Origin of the sequence: Rhizobium sp. 0TCS1.26, from assembly GCF_050455525.1 — a bacterium.
In the GTDB taxonomy this organism is placed as follows: domain Bacteria; phylum Pseudomonadota; class Alphaproteobacteria; order Rhizobiales; family Rhizobiaceae; genus Neorhizobium.
Map to the genome: position 1 here is coordinate 916,001 of NZ_JBCIYV010000001.1, position 18,121 is coordinate 934,121.

An 18,121-nucleotide genomic window follows, 5' to 3' on the forward strand; every position below is an offset into this window, starting at 1 on the left:
ATGGCCGATTACGCACAGATCAAGAGAGACCTCGACGGCATCGCGGTCGAAGACAATCCAGCGCTGGTGCGCCAGAAGAGCCGTGACTTCTACTGGTATTCGCCGATCCTGAAAGCCGAACTCGACCACGTAACGGCGGATCTGGTGGTCTCGCCGAAAACCGAGGAAGAGGTCATCCGCACGCTGAAGGTGGCCTTTGCCCACGGCGTTCCGGTCACTCCCCGCGGCGCCGGCACCGGCAATTACGGCCAGGCCATGCCGCTGTCCGGCGGCATCGTCTTGAACCTCATCAACATGAACCAGGTGAAATCCATCCATCCCGGCCGGGTGATCTGCGAGCCGGGCATCGTGATCGCCGAACTCGATCGCCAGACGAAGGCACATTCCGGCCAGGAACTGCGCTTTCACCCGTCGACCGCCCAGACCGCCACCATCGGCGGCTTCATCGCCGGCGGCTCGGGCGGCGTCGGCTCGGTGCACTGGGGCGGCTTGCGCGATCTCGGCAACATCCTGCGCCTGCGCGTCGTCACCATGGAGGCGGAGCCGCGCGTGCTCGATCTCACCGCCTGGGACCTGCAGAAGGTCACACACGCCTATGGCACCAACGGCATCATCATCGAGGTGGAAATGCCGCTGGCGCCCGCCTACGACTGGGTGGACGTGCTGGTCGGCTATGACGACTTCATGGATGCCGTGCGCCTTGGCGATGCGCTCGCCCACAAGAACGGCATCCTCCTGAAGGAAGTCGCACCGATCGCGGCTCCCATTCCATACGATTTCTTCCCGCGCCACAAGCCGTTCATCCGCCACCGCGACCAGTCGATCGTCGTGGTGATGGTGGCGCCGCATTCGCTGGAACCGTTCCTCGCGCTGACCCAGCGGATGAAGGGCGAGATTCTCTTCCGCTCCGACACGGTCGAAAGCATGAAGGGCATCCCGCATGCCTATGAACTCGGGTGGAACCACACGACGCTGCGCGCCCTGAAGGTCGATCCGGGCTTCACATACCTGCAGGTGCAGTATCCGAGCCCGGACCACGTGGCGAAGGTCGCTAGGATGGTCGAGATTTTCGGCGACGAGGTGCCGGGCCATCTGGAATTCATCAAGTTCGACGGTCGCATGCAGTGCTCCGGCCTGCCGCTGGTGCGCTACACCACGCGCGAACGGTTGGAGGAGATCATCCGCATCCACGAGGACAATGGCTGCCCGGTGTTCAACCCGCACCGCTATACGCTTGAGGAAGGGGGCATGAAGCAGACGGACGAAGTACAACTGGCGTTCAAGCGCGAGACGGATCCGCAAGGGTTGCTGAACCCCGGCAAGATGATCGCCTGGGATGATCCGGACTTCGATTTCAAGGCGGGCCAGAACTACCTCTTCCCCGGCCTGCAAGCCTTGGCCGAGGCGGGGGAGTAGCTTCGAGCGTTCGTCATGGTCGGGCCAGTCCCGACCATCTGCCCACCTTGCCGCGGATGCGACGGCAGCAGATCCTCGGGACGAGCCCGAGGATGACGGAGAGAAACGGGCCTGAAAGGCGATGACAGGACTTAGACGACCGAACGCGAACATCTTGACCTCGACCCCGACCTCGCCAGCAGGCCGGCAAAGACCTGGAGCCTAACGCATGCGCGTGCTTGTTCTGCATTCCCACCCGGTCGAAGAGAGCTACGGCAAGGCGCTGTTCCGGCAGACCTGCGCAAGCCTTGCTGAAGCCGGTCACGAGGTCGACGCCTGCGATCTCTACGCTGAAGGTTTTGATCCGGTGCTCTCCGCGCATGGCCGCCGCATCTATCATGACTATCCCGACAACCTCGGCGGCGTCGAAGCCCATGTCGAGCGACTGAAGAGAGCGGACGGGCTGGTCATCTGCACGCCGGTCTGGAACTTCGGCTTTCCGGCCATGCTGAAGGGTTATTTCGACCGTGTCTGGCTGCCGGGCGTCTCCTTCGCTCTGGAGGACGGCAGGCTGACGCCGACGCTCCGCCATATCCGCAAGCTCGCGGCAGTCCTCACCTATGGCGGCACGCCAATGCGTGCCTTTCTGGTCGGCAACCCGCCGAAGAAGATCATCAAGCGGGTCATCCGTGCGCAGATCAAGATCGGTGCACCGGTACGCTTCCTCGCCCATTACGACATGAACAACTGCACCGAGGAGACGCGCGCCGCCTTCCTCGCCAGGGTTCGCGTCGAGATGGAGCGGTTCTGAGCGGGGTGGGCATTTCGATGTGCCGCCTGAGATCGACGAGGCGAACGCCGGCCTGCGGTCAGCTCTCGAACTGATCGGAGTGGCCGCTCAAACCGCCTAAACCTTTAGTTAAATCTTACCGGCTATTAATCTCTTCGAACAAGAGGTTAAGCGATGCGTATTGCGTTCTTCATCGCCCTTCTGGTTCTTGCCGGCTGCGGAACCGCGCCGAGCAGGATCGACAATGCCTGCGCCATCTTTGCGCAGCGTGATGGGCTCTTCAACAACTGGGCACGCGACGCTAGACATGCATCGCGCGAGTACGGCGTGCCGGTACCGGTGCTGATGGCAACGATCTACACCGAATCCAGCTTCCGCGCCCATGCACGACCCAAGCGCACCTACATTCTTGGCTTCATTCCCTGGAAACGTGCCTCTTCCGCCTACGGCTACGCTCAGGCGCTCGACGGAACATGGGCGAGCTACAAGCGGGAAACCGGTCGGTGGAACGCCAGCCGCAGCGATTTCGGCGACGCTATCCACTTCGTCGCCTGGTATCACAACAAGAGCAACCGGCGGAACGGCATCTCGCTCGGCGACGGCTACCGGCTCTACCTCGCCTATTATGCCGGCCACGCGGGCTATGAGCGCGGCCAGTTCACGTCCGGCATACGAGGCGCCGCCCAGAGATCGGCACACATGGCCAGCCAGTACGAGCGTCAATTGCGGGCCTGCGGGTACTAGATTTTCAGTCGGAAAGCTTGGCGGCTGTCACCTCCACCTCGACCAGAAATTCCGGTCGGGTGAAGCCGCTGACGATCAGCAGCGTCGAGACCGGTTTCGGATCGAGCGTGTAGCGGTCGCGGACCGCCATGTAGGGGCCGAAATCCTCACGCCGGGTAACGAAGCCGGAGATGCGGATGACATCGGCAAAGCTCATGCCGGCCTCTCTGAGAATGGCGCCAATCGCTTCGAAGCAGAGTTGCGCCTGGCCGGTCACGTCATCCGGGATCATCTCGTCCGGAGCGATCCCAAGCTGCCCGGAGGTTACCAGCAGTGATGCGCCGGGCGGCACCAGCAGGCCGTGATTATAGCCGCCGAACGGCTTTCTCACGGATGGCGGGTTGAAGACCTGCTTTGCCGTTGGTGCCATGCTGTCCCTGCGTGATTCTGTGACTATCGAGAGAAGTATAGCCGAGCTGGCTGGATTATGAGGAAAATGCGCAGCCGGAATCTAGCGGATCGTTTTCGAGGTCACGCTTCTCGATGCTTGAGTTAAGGCGTCAGGCCTTGCCTCTCGAGCGCTTCCACGCGTTGCGCCACATCTCCGACGCTGTGTTCAACGCGAGAAAGCGAGTTCTCAATGATCCTCTGCATGTTGGCAAGCGAGCCGCCAAGCTCCATCTTGACCATCAGTTCGATGTCATCACGCAGCTCTGTTTCGCGCCGCTCGATCCGTCTGGTCAGGTCATAGGTAGCGGTCAAAAGCCTCATCATGTCGGCCAAATCTTGTCGAGCTAGGCGCACTTCATCAATCTGAAGCTTTGACTGCTTTGCCAAGAATTCGAGGCTGATATTTTCCGTGGTCATGCTGTACGTGCTCCACGTCAAATCGCTATTCGCTCATTTTGCCATCCCCACGTCTCCGATGGTGCTGGCACACCTGCTCAGGCATGTCGCCACAGAATATCATAGTCTGGGGCAAGGCTGCACCCCTCTACTGTCTGAACCGACAGTAATGGAGTGCTCCCCTCACGCGCCGTGGGGCGCCAAAAACGTCTTGATCGCGTCGATTTCGTTCGGGCGAATCTCGTGACCGCCGGAATGCCATTCGGTCGTCACCTCGTCGCCGTTGACGGCAAAATAGTCGGCGAGCGACTGGGTGAGCGGCACCGGGCAGATCGGGTCGTGTTCACCGGCCGTGATCAGCACCCGCGACGCGCCCTGCCTCGGCCGAGGCTGGAACGGGATCAGCGGATGCATCAGCACCGAGGCATCGAACAGGCCCGGCTTTTCCACCAGCACGTTGGCGAGAATGTTGGCACCGTTGGAGAAGCCGAGGCCAATCAACGGCCCCGCCTGATAGTGCGCCCGGTTGGCCTCTACGAAATCCGCCATCCGCTCGGTTGCCCGGGCCAGGTCGTCGAGATCGTACAGGCCTTCGGCCTTGCGGCGGAAGAAGCGGGCGGCGCCGTGCTCGGAAACGTCGCCGCGCGGTGAGATCACCGTCGCGTCGGGCAGCAGGCGGCTGCCGAAATCGAAGAACTGGTTCTCGTCGCCGCCCGTCCCGTGCAGGACGACCAGGAGGGGTGCGCCCGGCTTTCCGGGCCGCACCTTGTGAACATAGCTGTCCTTGCTCATGATCCTGTCCTTCAGCCTTCCAGCTTTTCCAGGTGCTCTTCCAGATAGGAGCGCAGATGAGCGTGCTGGTCGGGCAGCTTCAGGGCTTCGCCCAGGTGTGCCGTGTCCTCGTCGCGGTCGAAGCCGGGCTCGTTGGTGGCAACTTCGAAGAGGACGCCGCCCGGCGTGCGGAAATAGATGGCCCAGAAGTAGTCGCGGTCGATGACCGGGGTCACCTGATAGCCGGTACCCATCAGCGCCTTGCGGACTTCGAGCTGCTTTTCGCGGTTCTCCACGGCAAAGGCGATGTGGTGGACGGAGCCGGCCCCGAGATGGGCGCTGGCGATGTTCGGCATCGTCTCGATATCGATGACATCAGCGCCGTTGCCGCCGGGAACGGCAAGCCGCACGACGCCATCGCGGCGATCGACTTCCTGGTAGCCCATGAACTTCAGGAGCTCAGCCGTCGCCCCTTCGTCCCGCAGGCGCAGCGACGCCGAATGGAAACCGCGGATCGCATGATCTTCGGAGACGCCGTTGCCGGTCCACGACGGACGCGCATCGTCTCGCACTTCCGACAGCGCGAAACCGTCGCCATCGGGGCCGAAGAACTGCAGCCGCTTTTCACCGAAGGCCTCATCGGTTTTCAGCTCCAGGCTGCCCTTGGCGGCCAGGCGTTCGCCCCAGAAGCCGAGCGATCCTTCCGGAACGGAAAACACCGTGGTGCCGACTTCGCCGGTGCCGGGACGGCCCTTGGCCATATGCGGGAACGGAAAATAGGTCATCACCGAGCCGGGCGTGCCGATCTCGTCACCGTAGTAGAGATGATAGACGTCGGGAGCGTCGAAGTTGACGGTCTTCTTGACGCGGCGAAGGCCGAGCGTATCGGTGAAGAAGCTGTTGTTGGTACGGGCATTGCCAGCCATCGATGTGACATGGTGCAAGCCCTTGATCTGGTCGAGCATGATGAAACCCCTTGTCTCTGAAGCAATCGGATCAGCCGTTTGCTTGTCTGGGGCTAAGATGGCGGCAAGCATGCCTCGTGCATAGAGTGAACAATCCGAACGGATCGTTCACTGAACTGACAACGAAGTCCTTACGGCTCAAGCGCGCCGGCCGGAGGCAACTGCCAGTCCACCGGATCACGGCCGTTGGAGATCAAATAGGCATTCGCCTGCGAGAAATGCCGGCTGCCGAAGAAGCCGTTATGCGCCGACAGCGGCGACGGATGCGGCGCCTTCAGCACCAGATGCCGGCGCTGGTCGACGAATGCCGCCTTCTTCTGCGCGTAGGAGCCCCAGAGCATGAACACCACATGGCTGCACTGCTCGTTCACCGCGCGGATGACGGCATCGGTGAACTTTTCCCAGCCCTTGCCCTGGTGTGAGGCAGCCTGCGCCTGCTCCACCGTCAGCACGCTGTTGAGAAGCAGCACGCCCTGTCTCGCCCAGTGTTCGAGAAAACCGTGCTTTGCCGGCGGAATGCCCAGATCCGTCTGCATCTCCTTGTAGATGTTGACCAGCGACGGTGGCGTGCGGACGCCTGGCCGGACGCTGAAGCACAGGCCATGCGCCTGGCCCTCGCCGTGGTAGGGATCCTGGCCGAGGATGACCACCTTGACGTTCGGCAGCGGCGTCAGATCGAGCGCGCGGAAATACTCCGGTCCGCGCGGAAAGATCCGTTTTCCGGCCTCCCTCTCGGCTACCAGGAAACTGCGCAGCGTCCCCATGTAGGGGCTGCCGAATTCGGCGCCGAGCGCCTGCTTCCAGCTTTCCTCGATCTTGATTGCGCCGTCCGGCATGCCGCTCTCCTATCGCGTCCTGATCTCACTGCAGGTGGAAGTTTGCCTTCGAATGCCAGTCCCAGGCAGAGCGGATGATGTCGTGCAGCGAGTATTGCGGCTCCCAGCCGAGGATGGCCTTGGCCTTGTCGTTATTGGCGACCAAGGTTGTCGAATCGCCATCCCGTCGCCCGACATATTCGACCGGGAACGGCCGGCCGGACACGTCGGAGATAGCCCCCAGCAGTTCCTTCACCGTGGTGCCGGTGCCGGTGCCGAGGTTGAGTTCCACCGTTTCACCGCCTGCCAGCAGGTAGTCCACGGCCCGCACATGGGCGTCGGCCAGATCCAGCACATGGATGTAATCGCGCACGCAGGTGCCGTCGCGGGTGTCGTAGTCGTCGCCGAACACCTTGAACCCCTGGCGGCGACCCAGCGCCGCCTCGATGGCGAGCGGAATTGCGTGCGTTTCCGGCGTATGCCATTCGCCGATGCGACCCTCGAAATCGGCGCCGGCGGCGTTGAAGTAGCGCAGCATGACCGAGCGCAGTCCCTTGTAGGTACCGTAATCCTTCAGCGCCTGCTCAATGATGAATTTGGTGCGACCGTAGGGGTTGATCGGCGCCTGAGGATGGGTCTCGTCCATCGGCACCTGCTGCGGCAGGCCATAGGTGGCGCAGGTCGACGAGAAGACGAAGGCACCAACGCCTGCATCGATGGCGGCCGACAGCAGCGTCAGGGCACCGATGACGTTGTTGTCGTAGAAGGCGACCGGGTTCTTCACCGATTCGCCGACTTCGATCAGCGCCGCGAAATGCAGGACGGCATCCGGCTTGTGCTTGGCGAACACTTCGTCCAGGCGGGCGCGATCGCGGATATCGCCCTGTTCCAGCGGCCCCCATTTGACGAATTCCGCATGACCATTGGTGAGGTTGTCGAAGACGATCGGCTGGTAGCCGCGTTCGGCGAGAAGCAGGCAGTTGTGCGAGCCGATATAGCCGGCACCGCCGACGACGAGAACCTTCTTCTGGGACATGGACAGCAGCAACTCCGTTGAACGTCGGCGGCACTATAGTCGGCGAAACCGAGAACGCCACCCCGCAGGCGTTGGGTGCAGCCGGCACGCCATCGACGTTCCGGAAACGCATGCCGGCAGAGCGATTTCCCCTTGCATGAACATCCGCTAGGATAGGGCGAACGACGATGAGAGGTTTCGATGCGGTTGCTGTTTCTGGCGCTTGGCTGGCTGTTCGTGGCGCTTGGCGTGATCGGTGCCTTCCTGCCGCTGCTGCCGACGACGCCGTTCCTGCTGCTGGCGCTCGCCTGCTTCACCCGCTCCTCCCCGCGTCTTGAAGCGTGGCTGATGGAGCATCCGCGCTTTGGCCCGCCGCTGCGGAACTGGCGGCGCCATGGCGCGATCTCACGCCGGGCAAAGATTGCTGCCGTCTCGCTGATGAGCCTCAGCTACCTGATCTTTCTCGCCGGCACATCGCCACCGCTCTGGCGGGCCGTGCTGGTGCTGGCGGTAATGGGCGGCTCGTCTCTCTTTATCGTCACGCGTCCGGAGGCGAGCTGAAAAGAGCTGCTGTTCCAGTGCAAGGAGATTTGCCGATGTATATCGCCATGAACCGCTTCCGGGTGGTTCCGGGTTTCGAAGAAGCCTTCGAGGAGATGTGGCGCAACCGAGAGCGCCATCTCTCGACAGTGCCGGGCTATCTCGAATTCCGCATGCTGAAGGGGCCGAAGCACGACGATCATTCACTCTACGCGTCGCACACGATCTGGCAAAACCAGGAAGCCTTTACCGCCTGGACCAAGTCCGAGCAGTTCCGGGCGGCGCATGCGCGCGCCGGTGAAAGCCGCGGCAAGGTCGAGTATCTGTCGGGGCCGCAATTCGAAGGATTCGAGGTGATTATCCAAGAGGGACATGACGGCAAGCCGTCGCCGGGCTGAATGATCCGCAGATCATCGCGTCCGGCCGGAACGTCCCGATCCCGTCAGGACCCCTGTTCCTGACGCTCGCCGTCTTCCAGAAGACCGGCGATGGGAGCGCAGTTGGGATCGTTGCGGTCAAGCAGGCTTGCCGGAGATGTCCAGCCGATGGTCATTCCGACAGCGGTCACGACGGCCCAGACCGGCTCTGCACCCGCCCTCTGGATCAGCTTCGGAGCGTGGGTGGAGATGCACTCCCGAGCCTGCTGAACGGTTTCACTCGTCGCGTTGACGCGTTCGAGATGAGTCTGAACTTCCGCCTGAACGGGATTGAGGACGAAGATGGTGATGAACCAAGCGGCGATGTCGGAGAGCATGATCTGGCCTTCAGGTCGACGGCGATGTCGTAAAGAGAGGTCCGACATCGTGAAAGCGTCGATCTTTCACCAGAGGGGCCCGGACCACCGGGTCGACACGGATGTGGGGATCGCGACGGCGCCGTTCAAGACAGGGCGGTTCACGACGGTCCGTTGATCGTCAGTCGGTGGCAGGGCCTGTGTTCAATCCTTGGAAGCGTGCTGCGGCTTACCCTTGCGGCTGGTCGACGCCATGTCGTGAAGCTCCTTCTCCGACATGGACTTCTCCATGCCCTTCGAGGCGCCCTTCAGATCGCTCTTCTTGGTGTCGCCGCGCTTGGCCGACAGCGCCGCGCCGGCGGCCTTCTGTTGTGCTTTGGATTTCGCAGGCATGTCTCGGTCCTCCGTTCGATCCGGCATCATTCAGTGCCGGAAACCGTAAAACGGACCTGCCTTTGGGTTCGTTCCCGCAAGGATCCTGCATTTGCAAGGGAACACCTGGGCCATGCTTCGGGTTTCCAGACCAGGAGCCTAAGAGGCCCCGCCAAACGAAAGGATCCAGCAATGGCCACCAAAGACAACATGGACAGCCGTGACAAGATGACCGACGACGAAGGTTCGCGCCGCTTTGCCGAGGATGGCCGCGAACGTTCGGAAGACGCACTGCACGCGCAGATGGACGAGACCAACATCAAGGCCGTGCAGGAAGCCTCGCGTCTGGGCGGCGGCGACACCTATCTGGTGAAGAGCGATCTTGAGGACCTCGACGAACGGCTCGACGGCGACATGCCCGATGGCCGACCGAGCCCGATGGCGAACGCCGACAATCCGGAACGCTGACCGGTCAGGCTGCCGACCGGCGGAACCGTTTCCGCCGCTCCGCAGTTCCTCTGCGCCTCAACCGGAGACGACTGCATGACGATCCACGACCCAGCCGATGCGACGCCCAAGACCGGCGACACACCGGAGCTTCTGACGCCTCAGCTCGCCCCGGCCATCCCGGATATCGAGGCGAAGGCCGCGCCGACGCTTGCCAGCGCCGAAGCCGAAGCCTTCGTGCTGGAAGCACTGGAAGAACTTGTCGCCTCGCGCATCCCGTATCTGCTGGCCGGCACATTTGCAGTCAGCGCCTATACCGGGATTTCGCGTCCGACCAAGGATCTCGACATCTTCTGCAAGGCCGGCGACTTCAACCGCATCCTCGCGCACTTCAAGTCGAAGGGCTACCAGATCGAGGTGGAAGACGACCGCTGGCTCGGCAAGGTCATCAAGGGCAACCTGTTCTTCGACGTCATCTTTGCCGGCTCCAACGGTACGATGCCGATTGGCGACCAGTGGTTCGAAAATGCGCGGCAGGTCGAGATGAATGGTCACAAGGTGCGCATCACCGCGCCGACCGAGCTGATCTGGTCAAAATGCTTTGTGCAGCTCCGTCACCGCTATGATGGCGCCGACGTGGTCCACGTGATCCTCAAGGCGCACGACCAGATCGACTGGAAGCGATTGCTCGGACACATGGAAGTGCACTGGGAAGTGCTGCTGATCCACCTCCTGAACTTCCGATGGATCTACCCGACCGAGCGCGACAAGATTCCCGACTGGCTGATGGACGAGCTCCTCGACCGGCTGGCGGCGCAGCGGCAATTGCCTTTGCCGCAGATGAAGATCTGCCGTGGCCGGATGTTCTCGCGCATCGATTTCGACATCGACGTGAAGGAGTGGGGCTTTGCCGATGTCGGCGGCGAAGGCGAAATGCGACAGGACCAGGAAGGAGCGCTGCTGTGAACGATCCAGTGACACCTGAGACCGCTAACCAGTCGACGGCGCGCGAACCGACCGTGAAGCCGGTTCGCATCGCAGCGGTTGCCGACCTGCACGTCAAGGAGACCGGATCGGCCTCATACAAGGAGCTGTTCGCCGAGATCTCCTCAGTTGCCGATATCCTGGTCATGGCCGGCGACCTGACCGATCTCGGAAAGCGCAAGGAGGCCGAACTGCTGGCCGCTGACCTGCGCGCCTGTTCAATCCCGGTCGTCGCGGTGCTCGGCAACCACGATTACGAGTGCGGCGATGTCGACGAAGTGCGCTCGGTGCTGAAGGATGCCGGCGTCAATCTTCTGGAGGGCCAAGCGGTGGAGATCAACGGCATCGGCTTTGCCGGCGTCAAGGGCTTTGCCGGCGGCTTCGGGCGCCACATGCTGGGCAGCTTCGGCGAACCGGCGATCAAGGCGATGGTGGCGGAGAGCGTCGAGGAAACCATGCGGCTTGAAAATGCGCTGCGCCAGGTGCGCTCAGAGCGGGCGATGGTCGTGCTCCACTACGCGCCGATCGCCGAGACCGTCGATGGCGAGCCTAAAGAAATCTACCCCTTCCTCGGCTCCTCGCGGCTGGCGGAAACCATCGATCGCTTCCCGGTCAGCGCCGTCGTCCATGGCCATGCCCATCGCGGCCAGTATCAGGGCCGAACCCCTGGTGGTGCGCCGGTCTACAATGTCGCGGCGCATATCGAGAAGCCCACCGGGCGGCCCTACGCACTGCTTGAACTCTGACATTTTTCGCCGCAGCCCAACAGGCTGCGGAACCGCCAAGGCACAGCCGAGTTTCGAGCCACGATCTTCCCTGTCTGCGTCGGAGGCGCACAACGTTGACCATACCCACATCCACCTACCGGATTCAGTTTCGCAACGGCATGACCTTCGACCGGGCCGTTGAACTCGTGCCCTACATCAAGCGGATGGGCATCAGCCATCTCTATGCCTCGCCGGTGTTCACCGCCGCCCCGGGATCGACGCACGGGTACGACGTGGCCGACGCCAACGCCTTCGAGCCTGAACTTGGCGGCCGCGAAGGTTTCGAGCGTCTGTCGACGGCGCTGAAGCAGGCCGGCCTCGGCCTGATTCTCGACATCGTGCCGAACCACATGGCCGCCAGCCTGGAAAACCGCTGGTGGCGGAGCATCGTCGAATGGGGCAGCGACAGCCGCTTCGGACATTTCTTCGACGTTGACTGGACCCGCCGGCTGACCTTGCCCTTCCTCGGCGACGATTTCGACGCGGTGCTCTCCTCCGGCGATCTGTCGCTCATCTTCGACCGTGAGGCCGGCACCCTGGCGTTTGCCTATTTCGAGAGCCACTACCCGCTGAACCCGGGCACCTACAGGGCTGCCCTGGACGGCATCGACCTGCCGCTCGCCGACCAGATCCGCCAGCTGGCCTCGCGGGCATCGCCGGAGGCCGAAGACGATTTCCATGCCAGCATGCGCAGCCTTGCGAGCGATGAGAGCGCTGATCGTCTGGACGCGGCGCTGAAGGAAATCTCCGGCAACCGGCAACGGCTTGCAGCCCTTCATGATGCGCAGTCCTGGCGGCTGATGTCCTGGCGCGACGCGCCGAAGGATCTCAGCTACCGGCGCTTCTTCGAGATCACCGGCCTCGGCGGTCTGCGGGTCGAGGACGAGGAGGTGTTCGAGGCGAGCCACGCGCTGATCCTGGAACTCGTGCTGTCGGGCAAGGTGGACGGGCTGCGCATCGACCACGTTGATGGCCTGGCGGATCCGCGCGCCTATCTTACCCGCCTTCGCGAGGCAGTCGGACCCGACTGCTACCTGATCGTCGAGAAGATCCTGGCGCATGGCGAGAAGCTGCCCGGCGACTGGCCGATCTCCGGAACGACCGGCTATGAGTTCATCGCCTCGCTGTCGGACGTCCTGATGCACCCGCAGGCGCTCGAGCGCTTCTCCGCCCAGTATTCAGACCTTCTGGATGCGCCGCTCGACGTCGATGCCGAGGCGCGCGACGCCAAGGCGATGATGGCCGACGTCAATTTTGCCGGGGAAGTGGCACGGCTGGTCGGCATCGCCAAAGTGATCGGCGAGCAGCAGAACGATCGCTCGGCACCGAACGATGAGGCGCTCCGCTCGGCGATCCGGGCGCTTTTGATTGCCTTCCCGGTCTATCGCACCTATGGCAACCGGATGGGCCTCGAGCCTGCCGATCGCCAGCGGCTGACCGACGTGATGGACGCCGTCCGCAAGGGTCCAAACCCGCCCGAAGAGACGGCGCTGATGTCCATCGGTCGCATCCTCGCAGCCGATGTCGAGCAGTCCGCCGACGGGCTGGCGAGCGAATTCCGTATGCGCTTCCAGCAGCTGACCGGTCCGCTGATGGCGAAATCCGTCGAGGACACGCTGTTCTTCCGCGTAAACCTGCTGATCGCGCTGAACGAAGTCGGCAGTGAGCCGCATCCGCGCCTGTTCGGCCTCGACGTCTTTCATGCCGACATGCAGGCGCGCCTGAGCGAACAGCCGGCCGGTCTCTCGGGTAGCTCGACCCACGATACCAAGCGCGGCGAAGATGCGCGCGCCCGGCTCTACGCACTCGGCGAAGCGCCGGACCTCTGGCGCGCCTCCTTCGACGCTTGGCGGCAGATGAACCGCGACGCCGTCGTTTCTCTTAACGATGGTCCGGCCCCGGAACCCGCCGTCGAGTGGCTGATCTACCAGTCGCTGGTCGGCGTCTGGCCACAGGAGATCGACGTCGAAGATGCCGAGGCTCTGAAGGCGCTTGAGGAGCGGTTCCTCGGCTATCTCGAAAAGGCTCTGCGGGAAGCCAAGTTGCGCACCAACTGGAGCGATCAGAACGCCGGCTACGAGAAGGCCGTCATGGGCTATGCGAGCCACCTGCTCGGGCCTGGCGGCGCAGCGTTCCGACGTGATTTTGTCAAGCGCATGCAGCCGGTCTTCGATGCCGGGGCGCTGAACAGCCTCACCCAGACGCTGATCAAGCTGACGGCGCCCGGCATTCCGGACATCTACCAGGGCAGCGAGGGGCTCGACCTGTCGCTTGTCGACCCCGACAACCGCCGCATGCCGGCGTTCGACAAGCTAACCTCCGGCGTCGAGGTGAGCGCCGATCGGGCGTCTGTCCAAGGGATCGCCGACGGCCGACTGAAGCAGCAACTGATTGCCAGCATCCTGCCGCTGCGCCAGCAGCATGCCGATCTCTTCCTGCACGGGGACTACATCCCGATGCAGGCGACCGGCGAAAAGGCGGAGCACATCGTCGCTTTCGGTCGCCACCACGATGGGCGCAAGCTGATGGTCGTGGCGCCGCGGCTGATGCTCGATGCCCTGCGTGACGGAAGCCGGATGCCCTCGCCGAATGTCTGGCAGGCCACCGGCATCGACCTTCCTGCCCAGTTTTCCGGCAGCACCTACAAGGACGTGTTGACCGGGCAGACGGTGGAGAGCGCCGACCTGCAGCTATCGAAGCTTTTCGCGCAGTACCCGTTCGCCGTCCTGCTCTCGCAGTAGAACTCCAGTGATCATGCACCGGCGCCCTCCGATCCGAGGGCGCCGACCAACGTCTACTCAGCGCCCGAAATGAAAAAAAGCGCCGGTCACAGTGTGACCAGCGCTTTGGATATTGGCGTTCTGTCGAGTGTCAGGCGATGCCGACGAACGAAAGAACTGCAATGACGATGACAACGGCTCCGACGAGCCAGACGATGCTGTTCATGTTACTCTCCTTTTACGATCAATAGGTCTGCAGCGCGGATCAGGCGAACCCGACCAGATTGAGGATCGCGATGATGATGACGACCGCTCCAACGAGCCAAACGATGCTGTTCATAGTTCCCTAGCTCCGTGTTGTTCCGACCCATCAACGTGGTCGTCTGCAAAAGGTTCCCGGCTACGTAGCTGGAACCTTTGATGCATCAAGGGGTTCGTCTTAGTTGTCCACGCATGGCCTTAACGCGAGATCAAAGGACTTCGAATGTCGTTTCACCCCGACACCGCCTCGCTGCAGCAGACGCCGAAGCCGGCTCGGGCGACGCTGAAGCCGGAGATCACCAGGAAACAGCGCGTGGTCATCATCGGTGCGGGGTTTGGCGGTCTTGCGGTCGCGCGCGAACTCGGCGGCACCGATCTGGAGGTGACGGTCATCGACCGGCGCAACCACAACCTCTTCCAGCCGCTGCTCTATCAGGTCGCGACGGCAGCCCTTTCGCCGGCCGACATATCCGAGCCGATTCGCCGGACGCTCGGCCGCTACGCCAACATCAAGGTCATGCTGGCGGAGGTGGTCGGCATCGACAAGCTCGAAAACCGGGTGCTGCTCGATCACGGGGCACCGGTCAGTTTCGATCGGCTGATTATCGCATCCGGATCCGAGTACAACTATTTCGGCCATGACGACTGGCGCGCCGCAGCGCCCGGCCTGAAGACAATCCACGAGGCGCGGCTCATCCGGCACCGGCTGCTGCTCGCCTTCGAGCGCGCCGAACTGTCGACCGATCCGGAAGAAAAGAAGGCGCTGCTCACCAGCGTCATCATCGGCGGCGGGCCGACCGGCGTCGAGATGGCCGGCGCCATTGCCGAACTCGGCCGTTTCATGATCACCCGCGATTTCCGCATGCTGGCGCCAGAGCATTTCCGGGTCATCCTGCTGGAGGCCGGCCCGCGCATCCTTGCCGCCTTCCCGGAAAAGCTCACCGCCTACGCCACCCGTGAGCTTGAGAAGATGGGCGTCGAGGTGATGACCGGACGCATGGTCGAAGAGGTCTCCCGGGAGGCTGTGATTGCCGGCGGCGAGACGATCCGCACCGGCAACGTCATCTGGGGCGCCGGCGTCAAGGCGTCGCCGGCGGCCAGCTGGCTCGGTGTCGAGGGCAAGGCGGGTGGCCGGGTGCCGGTCGGGCCGGACCTCAGGGTTGAGGGCTCACCTGCCATCTTCGCGATCGGCGACACAGCGCTCGGCATCGGCGACGACGGCAAGCCGCTGCCGGCGCTGGCACAGGTCGCCAAGCAGCAGGGCCAGTATCTCGGTCGCGCGGTGCGGGCAGAATTGCTGGTCGGTACCAAGCCGCAGCCCTTCCATTTCCACAATCGCGGCAACACCGCCGTCATCGGCCGCCACGCGGCGATCTTCGATTTCGGCACCTGGCAGATGAAGGGACGCATCGCCTGGCTGCTCTGGGCGCTCATCCACGTCTACCTGCTCGTCAACTTCGAGAAGCGGCTGCTCGTCACCGTCCAGTGGATCTGGCGCTACCTGACCCGCCAGCGGGGCGCCCGGTTGATCGACGAAAACGCGTCGGCCTTCGTCCCGTCGACCACGCAAAGGAGTGAAACATGAATACTGCCAATCCGCAGCTCGAAGGTCTTTACCTGGCGCTTGCCGCCATGAACCGACTGATGGTGGAGAAGCAGCTTCTGACCCATGAGGAAATCCACGAGACGCTCGCCGAGACGGAAGCGGCGGTGATGAAGAACTCGGCGCTTGACGGCCAGTCGGATTCGCACCGCAAGGCAGTCGCATTCCCCATCCGCCTGCTGATGACTGCCAACGAGGCAGCCGAACGGGGCGGCCAACCGAGCTTCGAGGATCTGGCCCGGCATGTCGGTCGAACCAGCTAGAGCGGTCCGCGAACTGGAGCGGCAGATACTGCGAAGGTGGCAGTCCTAAAACTTGGGGCGGGAAGCTTCCCGGCAGGCCGTACGGGCAGCCGACATGCAAAAGGCGGCCGACCTAGCCGACCGCCTCGTCAATCGCCGAAGATGACCGCTCAGATGATCGGCTTGCCGCCGGTCACGGCGATCGTCGCGCCGGAAACGTAGCTCGACAGGGGATCGGCGAGCATCACATAGGCGGTGGCGAGTTCCGCCGGCTGGCCCGGGCGCTTCATCGGCACCTGCATGCCGAAATTCTTGACCTTCTCCTCCGGCATGGTCGACGGGATCAGCGGCGTCCAGATCGGCCCCGGCGCGACCGCGTTGGCACGGATACCCTGCTCCGCCAGAAGCTGGGCCAGACCTGCCGTAAAGTTCTGGATGGCGCCCTTGGTGGTCGCATAGGCAAGCAGCTGCGGGCTCGGGCTGTCGGAATTGATCGACGCCGTGTTGATGATCGCGCTGCCGGGTTTCATGTGTTTGACCGCCGCCTTGGTCAGATAGAACATCGCATGGATGTTGACCTTGAAGGTCAGTTCCCACTCCTCGTCCGGGATCTCCTCGATCGACGAGAAGGTCGCCTGGTGCGCTGCATTGTTGACGAGGATATCGATGCCGCCAAGTTCGTTGACGGCGGTGTCGATCACCTTGCGGCAATGCTCGGAATTCTGCAGGTCGCCGGCGACGAGCACCGCCTTGCGGCCTGCCTCCTCGACGAGACGCTTGGTTTCCGTGGCATCCTCGAATTCGTCCAGATAGGAAATCAGGACGTCGGCGCCCTCGCGCGCATAGGCGATCGCGACTGCCCGTCCGATGCCGCTGTCGCCGCCGGTGATAACGGCCTTCTTGCCTTCGAGCCGTCCGGAGCCGCGATAGGAGGTCTCGCCATGGTCCGGCGTCGGGGTCATGTCGCGCGTCATGCCCGGCATCGGGATCTGCTTCTGGTCGAAGGGCGGCGTCGGATATTGCTCGGACATGGTCTACCTCGTTGGCTGTTGGGGAGCCTGTTAAACCAATAGCCGGTGCGGATGTTCCCCCGCCCCTGCCACCGAGGGGCGCCGGTTGCCGGCGCGCAAAATCGCCCGCAGGACGAGGACCTGCGGGGCCGGATCTCGAACCCGGAGGGTTTTCAGCCGCGGAAGATGAAGGACGCGCCGACAGCGATCAGGGCAAAGCCGATTGCGTGATTCCAGGTCAGGTTCTCGCCCAGCCAGAAGACGGAGAAGCCGGAGAACACCAGCAGCGTGATGACTTCCTGCATGGTCTTCAGCTGCGCCGTCGAATAGACCTCCGAACCAATCCGGTTGGCCGGCACCGCAAGGCAATATTCGAAGAAGGCGATCGCCCAGCTGACGACGATGGCGATCCAGATCGCCGTGCCCTTGTGCTTCAGGTGGCCGTACCAGGCAAATGTCATGAAGATGTTGGAAGCAAACAGCATGATGATCGGCCAGATGGCCGCGGGCGAAAACGAAATGGGCATGGGCTCGGCGCCTTGTTGGGATGAAGTGGAAGATCCCCTAGCCGCTTATCGGGCGGATGAAAACGCTGTCGTCATCACTTTTGGACACCGTACCGGCCAGAACAGGAGAACCTTCCGAAACAAAAAAAAGCCCGCCGGGAGGCGAGCTTCTATGTTTCGGAAGAACCGGATCTTACAGTTCCGGGCAACCGCGTTCGTTGGCGAAGGTGATGCGGTCGGGACCGCGGCGCGTCCTGCCTTCGACGACGACGCGGCTGGGCGTCACGCGGACAACTTCCGGGTCGCGCAGGCCGGACTCGCGGGCGGCGGCGCGCGCTTCGCGCTCGCTGCAGCCCATCGGGCGCCGGTCGCGGTCACGATCGCGAACAACCGGACGCACGCCATCGGGACCGATCTGCAGTTCGACGCCTTGTGCATGTGCCGGCACAGTCGAGGCGAGGCCGGCCGCGGTGAGCGCGAAAGCTACACCGACCGCTCCGATAAATCTTTTCATATTTCCTCCTTGGCCGTTGATCATCCGGCACGCTAATACTTTGCCTCGCCTAAACGCAAAGCATAGCATCTTGTTCCGGTCATATCTTGTGCCGAAAGTGAT

22 protein-coding genes are annotated in these 18,121 nt (G+C 62.9%); 11 read left to right on the forward strand and 11 right to left on the reverse strand.

Annotated elements, in window-relative coordinates:
• The 3 genes from AAIH46_RS04490 to AAIH46_RS04500 all read left to right on the forward strand — a co-directional run bounded on the left by AAIH46_RS04490 (position 1) and on the right by AAIH46_RS04500 (position 2,929).
• Positions 1–1,416, forward strand: a complete 1,416-nt coding sequence (locus AAIH46_RS04490; RefSeq protein ID WP_430304410.1) for an FAD-binding oxidoreductase — start codon at positions 1–3, stop codon at positions 1,414–1,416.
• Between the two features lie 208 nt (positions 1,417–1,624).
• On the forward strand, positions 1,625–2,206 hold the full coding sequence (locus tag AAIH46_RS04495) for an NAD(P)H-dependent oxidoreductase (protein ID WP_430304411.1): 582 nt from the start codon (positions 1,625–1,627) through the stop codon (positions 2,204–2,206).
• A 153-nt stretch (positions 2,207–2,359) separates the two neighbouring features.
• Entirely contained in the window at positions 2,360–2,929 is a 570-nt protein-coding gene (locus AAIH46_RS04500; RefSeq protein WP_430304412.1) for a transglycosylase SLT domain-containing protein, read from the forward strand.
• A gap of 4 nt (positions 2,930–2,933) precedes the next feature.
• Here AAIH46_RS04500 and AAIH46_RS04505 read toward each other — a convergent pair whose 3' ends face one another.
• From AAIH46_RS04505 to galE, 6 genes are all read right to left on the reverse strand, one after another.
• The gene (locus tag AAIH46_RS04505) at positions 2,934–3,338 is read right to left on the reverse strand and encodes a RidA family protein (RefSeq protein ID WP_430304413.1); all 405 of its coding nucleotides are present in this window, start codon (positions 3,336–3,338) and stop codon (positions 2,934–2,936) included.
• Positions 3,339–3,460: 122 nt separating this feature from the next.
• Positions 3,461–3,775 (reverse strand): hypothetical protein, encoded by a 315-nt coding sequence (locus AAIH46_RS04510; protein ID WP_430304414.1) that lies wholly within the window; start codon positions 3,773–3,775, stop codon positions 3,461–3,463.
• A gap of 162 nt (positions 3,776–3,937) precedes the next feature.
• Positions 3,938–4,546, reverse strand: a complete 609-nt coding sequence (locus AAIH46_RS04515; protein ID WP_430304415.1) for an alpha/beta hydrolase — start codon at positions 4,544–4,546, stop codon at positions 3,938–3,940.
• Positions 4,547–4,557: 11 nt separating this feature from the next.
• Positions 4,558–5,490 carry a VOC family protein gene (locus AAIH46_RS04520; RefSeq protein ID WP_430304416.1) on the reverse strand — a complete coding sequence of 311 codons (933 nt, stop codon included), beginning with the start codon at positions 5,488–5,490 and terminating at the stop codon, positions 4,558–4,560.
• 131 nt (positions 5,491–5,621) lie between these two features.
• Positions 5,622–6,326 (reverse strand): uracil-DNA glycosylase, encoded by a 705-nt coding sequence (gene ung / locus AAIH46_RS04525; RefSeq protein WP_430304417.1) that lies wholly within the window; start codon positions 6,324–6,326, stop codon positions 5,622–5,624.
• A 25-nt stretch (positions 6,327–6,351) separates the two neighbouring features.
• Positions 6,352–7,341 (reverse strand): UDP-glucose 4-epimerase GalE, encoded by a 990-nt coding sequence (gene galE / locus AAIH46_RS04530; RefSeq protein WP_430304418.1) that lies wholly within the window; start codon positions 7,339–7,341, stop codon positions 6,352–6,354.
• A gap of 180 nt (positions 7,342–7,521) precedes the next feature.
• On the opposite strand from galE, the gene AAIH46_RS04535 reads away from it, so the two are divergent.
• Together AAIH46_RS04535 and AAIH46_RS04540 are read left to right on the forward strand one after the other, a co-directional pair.
• Positions 7,522–7,881: a YbaN family protein gene (locus AAIH46_RS04535; protein WP_430304419.1), complete on the forward strand. Its 360-nt coding sequence runs from the start codon at positions 7,522–7,524 to the stop codon at positions 7,879–7,881.
• Between the two features lie 35 nt (positions 7,882–7,916).
• The gene (locus AAIH46_RS04540) at positions 7,917–8,258 is read left to right on the forward strand and encodes an antibiotic biosynthesis monooxygenase family protein (RefSeq protein ID WP_430304420.1); all 342 of its coding nucleotides are present in this window, start codon (positions 7,917–7,919) and stop codon (positions 8,256–8,258) included.
• Positions 8,259–8,302: 44 nt separating this feature from the next.
• Here AAIH46_RS04540 and AAIH46_RS04545 read toward each other — a convergent pair whose 3' ends face one another.
• Together AAIH46_RS04545 and AAIH46_RS04550 are read right to left on the reverse strand one after the other, a co-directional pair.
• On the reverse strand, positions 8,303–8,614 hold the full coding sequence (locus AAIH46_RS04545) for a hypothetical protein (protein WP_430304421.1): 312 nt from the start codon (positions 8,612–8,614) through the stop codon (positions 8,303–8,305).
• Between the two features lie 183 nt (positions 8,615–8,797).
• Positions 8,798–8,986: a DUF3008 family protein gene (locus tag AAIH46_RS04550; RefSeq protein WP_430304422.1), complete on the reverse strand. Its 189-nt coding sequence runs from the start codon at positions 8,984–8,986 to the stop codon at positions 8,798–8,800.
• A 171-nt stretch (positions 8,987–9,157) separates the two neighbouring features.
• Between AAIH46_RS04550 and AAIH46_RS04555 the strand changes: the two genes are divergently transcribed.
• The 6 genes from AAIH46_RS04555 (at position 9,158) to AAIH46_RS04580 (ending at position 16,010) form a co-directional block, all read left to right on the forward strand.
• Positions 9,158–9,433, forward strand: a complete 276-nt coding sequence (locus tag AAIH46_RS04555) for a hypothetical protein (protein ID WP_430304423.1) — start codon at positions 9,158–9,160, stop codon at positions 9,431–9,433.
• Positions 9,434–9,598: 165 nt separating this feature from the next.
• Positions 9,599–10,378, forward strand: coding sequence for a nucleotidyltransferase family protein (locus AAIH46_RS04560; RefSeq protein WP_430304998.1), 780 nt, complete (start codon positions 9,599–9,601; stop codon positions 10,376–10,378).
• A 53-nt stretch (positions 10,379–10,431) separates the two neighbouring features.
• Positions 10,432–11,142 (forward strand): metallophosphoesterase family protein, encoded by a 711-nt coding sequence (locus AAIH46_RS04565; RefSeq protein WP_430304999.1) that lies wholly within the window; start codon positions 10,432–10,434, stop codon positions 11,140–11,142.
• A 95-nt stretch (positions 11,143–11,237) separates the two neighbouring features.
• A complete protein-coding gene (gene treY / locus AAIH46_RS04570; RefSeq protein WP_430304424.1) occupies positions 11,238–13,904 on the forward strand; it encodes a malto-oligosyltrehalose synthase in 2,667 nt (888 codons plus the stop codon).
• Between the two features lie 463 nt (positions 13,905–14,367).
• Positions 14,368–15,729 carry an NAD(P)/FAD-dependent oxidoreductase gene (locus AAIH46_RS04575; RefSeq protein WP_430304425.1) on the forward strand — a complete coding sequence of 454 codons (1,362 nt, stop codon included), beginning with the start codon at positions 14,368–14,370 and terminating at the stop codon, positions 15,727–15,729.
• A complete protein-coding gene (locus AAIH46_RS04580; RefSeq protein ID WP_430304426.1) occupies positions 15,726–16,010 on the forward strand; it encodes a hypothetical protein in 285 nt (94 codons plus the stop codon). Before AAIH46_RS04575 ends, AAIH46_RS04580 begins: the two co-directional genes overlap by 4 nt.
• 149 nt (positions 16,011–16,159) lie before the next feature.
• Here AAIH46_RS04580 and AAIH46_RS04585 read toward each other — a convergent pair whose 3' ends face one another.
• From AAIH46_RS04585 to AAIH46_RS04595, 3 genes are all read right to left on the reverse strand, one after another.
• On the reverse strand, positions 16,160–16,972 hold the full coding sequence (locus tag AAIH46_RS04585) for an SDR family oxidoreductase (RefSeq protein WP_430305000.1): 813 nt from the start codon (positions 16,970–16,972) through the stop codon (positions 16,160–16,162).
• A 200-nt stretch (positions 16,973–17,172) separates the two neighbouring features.
• Positions 17,173–17,526 carry a DMT family protein gene (locus AAIH46_RS04590; protein ID WP_430304428.1) on the reverse strand — a complete coding sequence of 118 codons (354 nt, stop codon included), beginning with the start codon at positions 17,524–17,526 and terminating at the stop codon, positions 17,173–17,175.
• A 172-nt stretch (positions 17,527–17,698) separates the two neighbouring features.
• Positions 17,699–18,019 carry a hypothetical protein gene (locus tag AAIH46_RS04595; RefSeq protein ID WP_430304430.1) on the reverse strand — a complete coding sequence of 107 codons (321 nt, stop codon included), beginning with the start codon at positions 18,017–18,019 and terminating at the stop codon, positions 17,699–17,701.
• Positions 18,020–18,121: the final 102 nt, after the last annotated feature.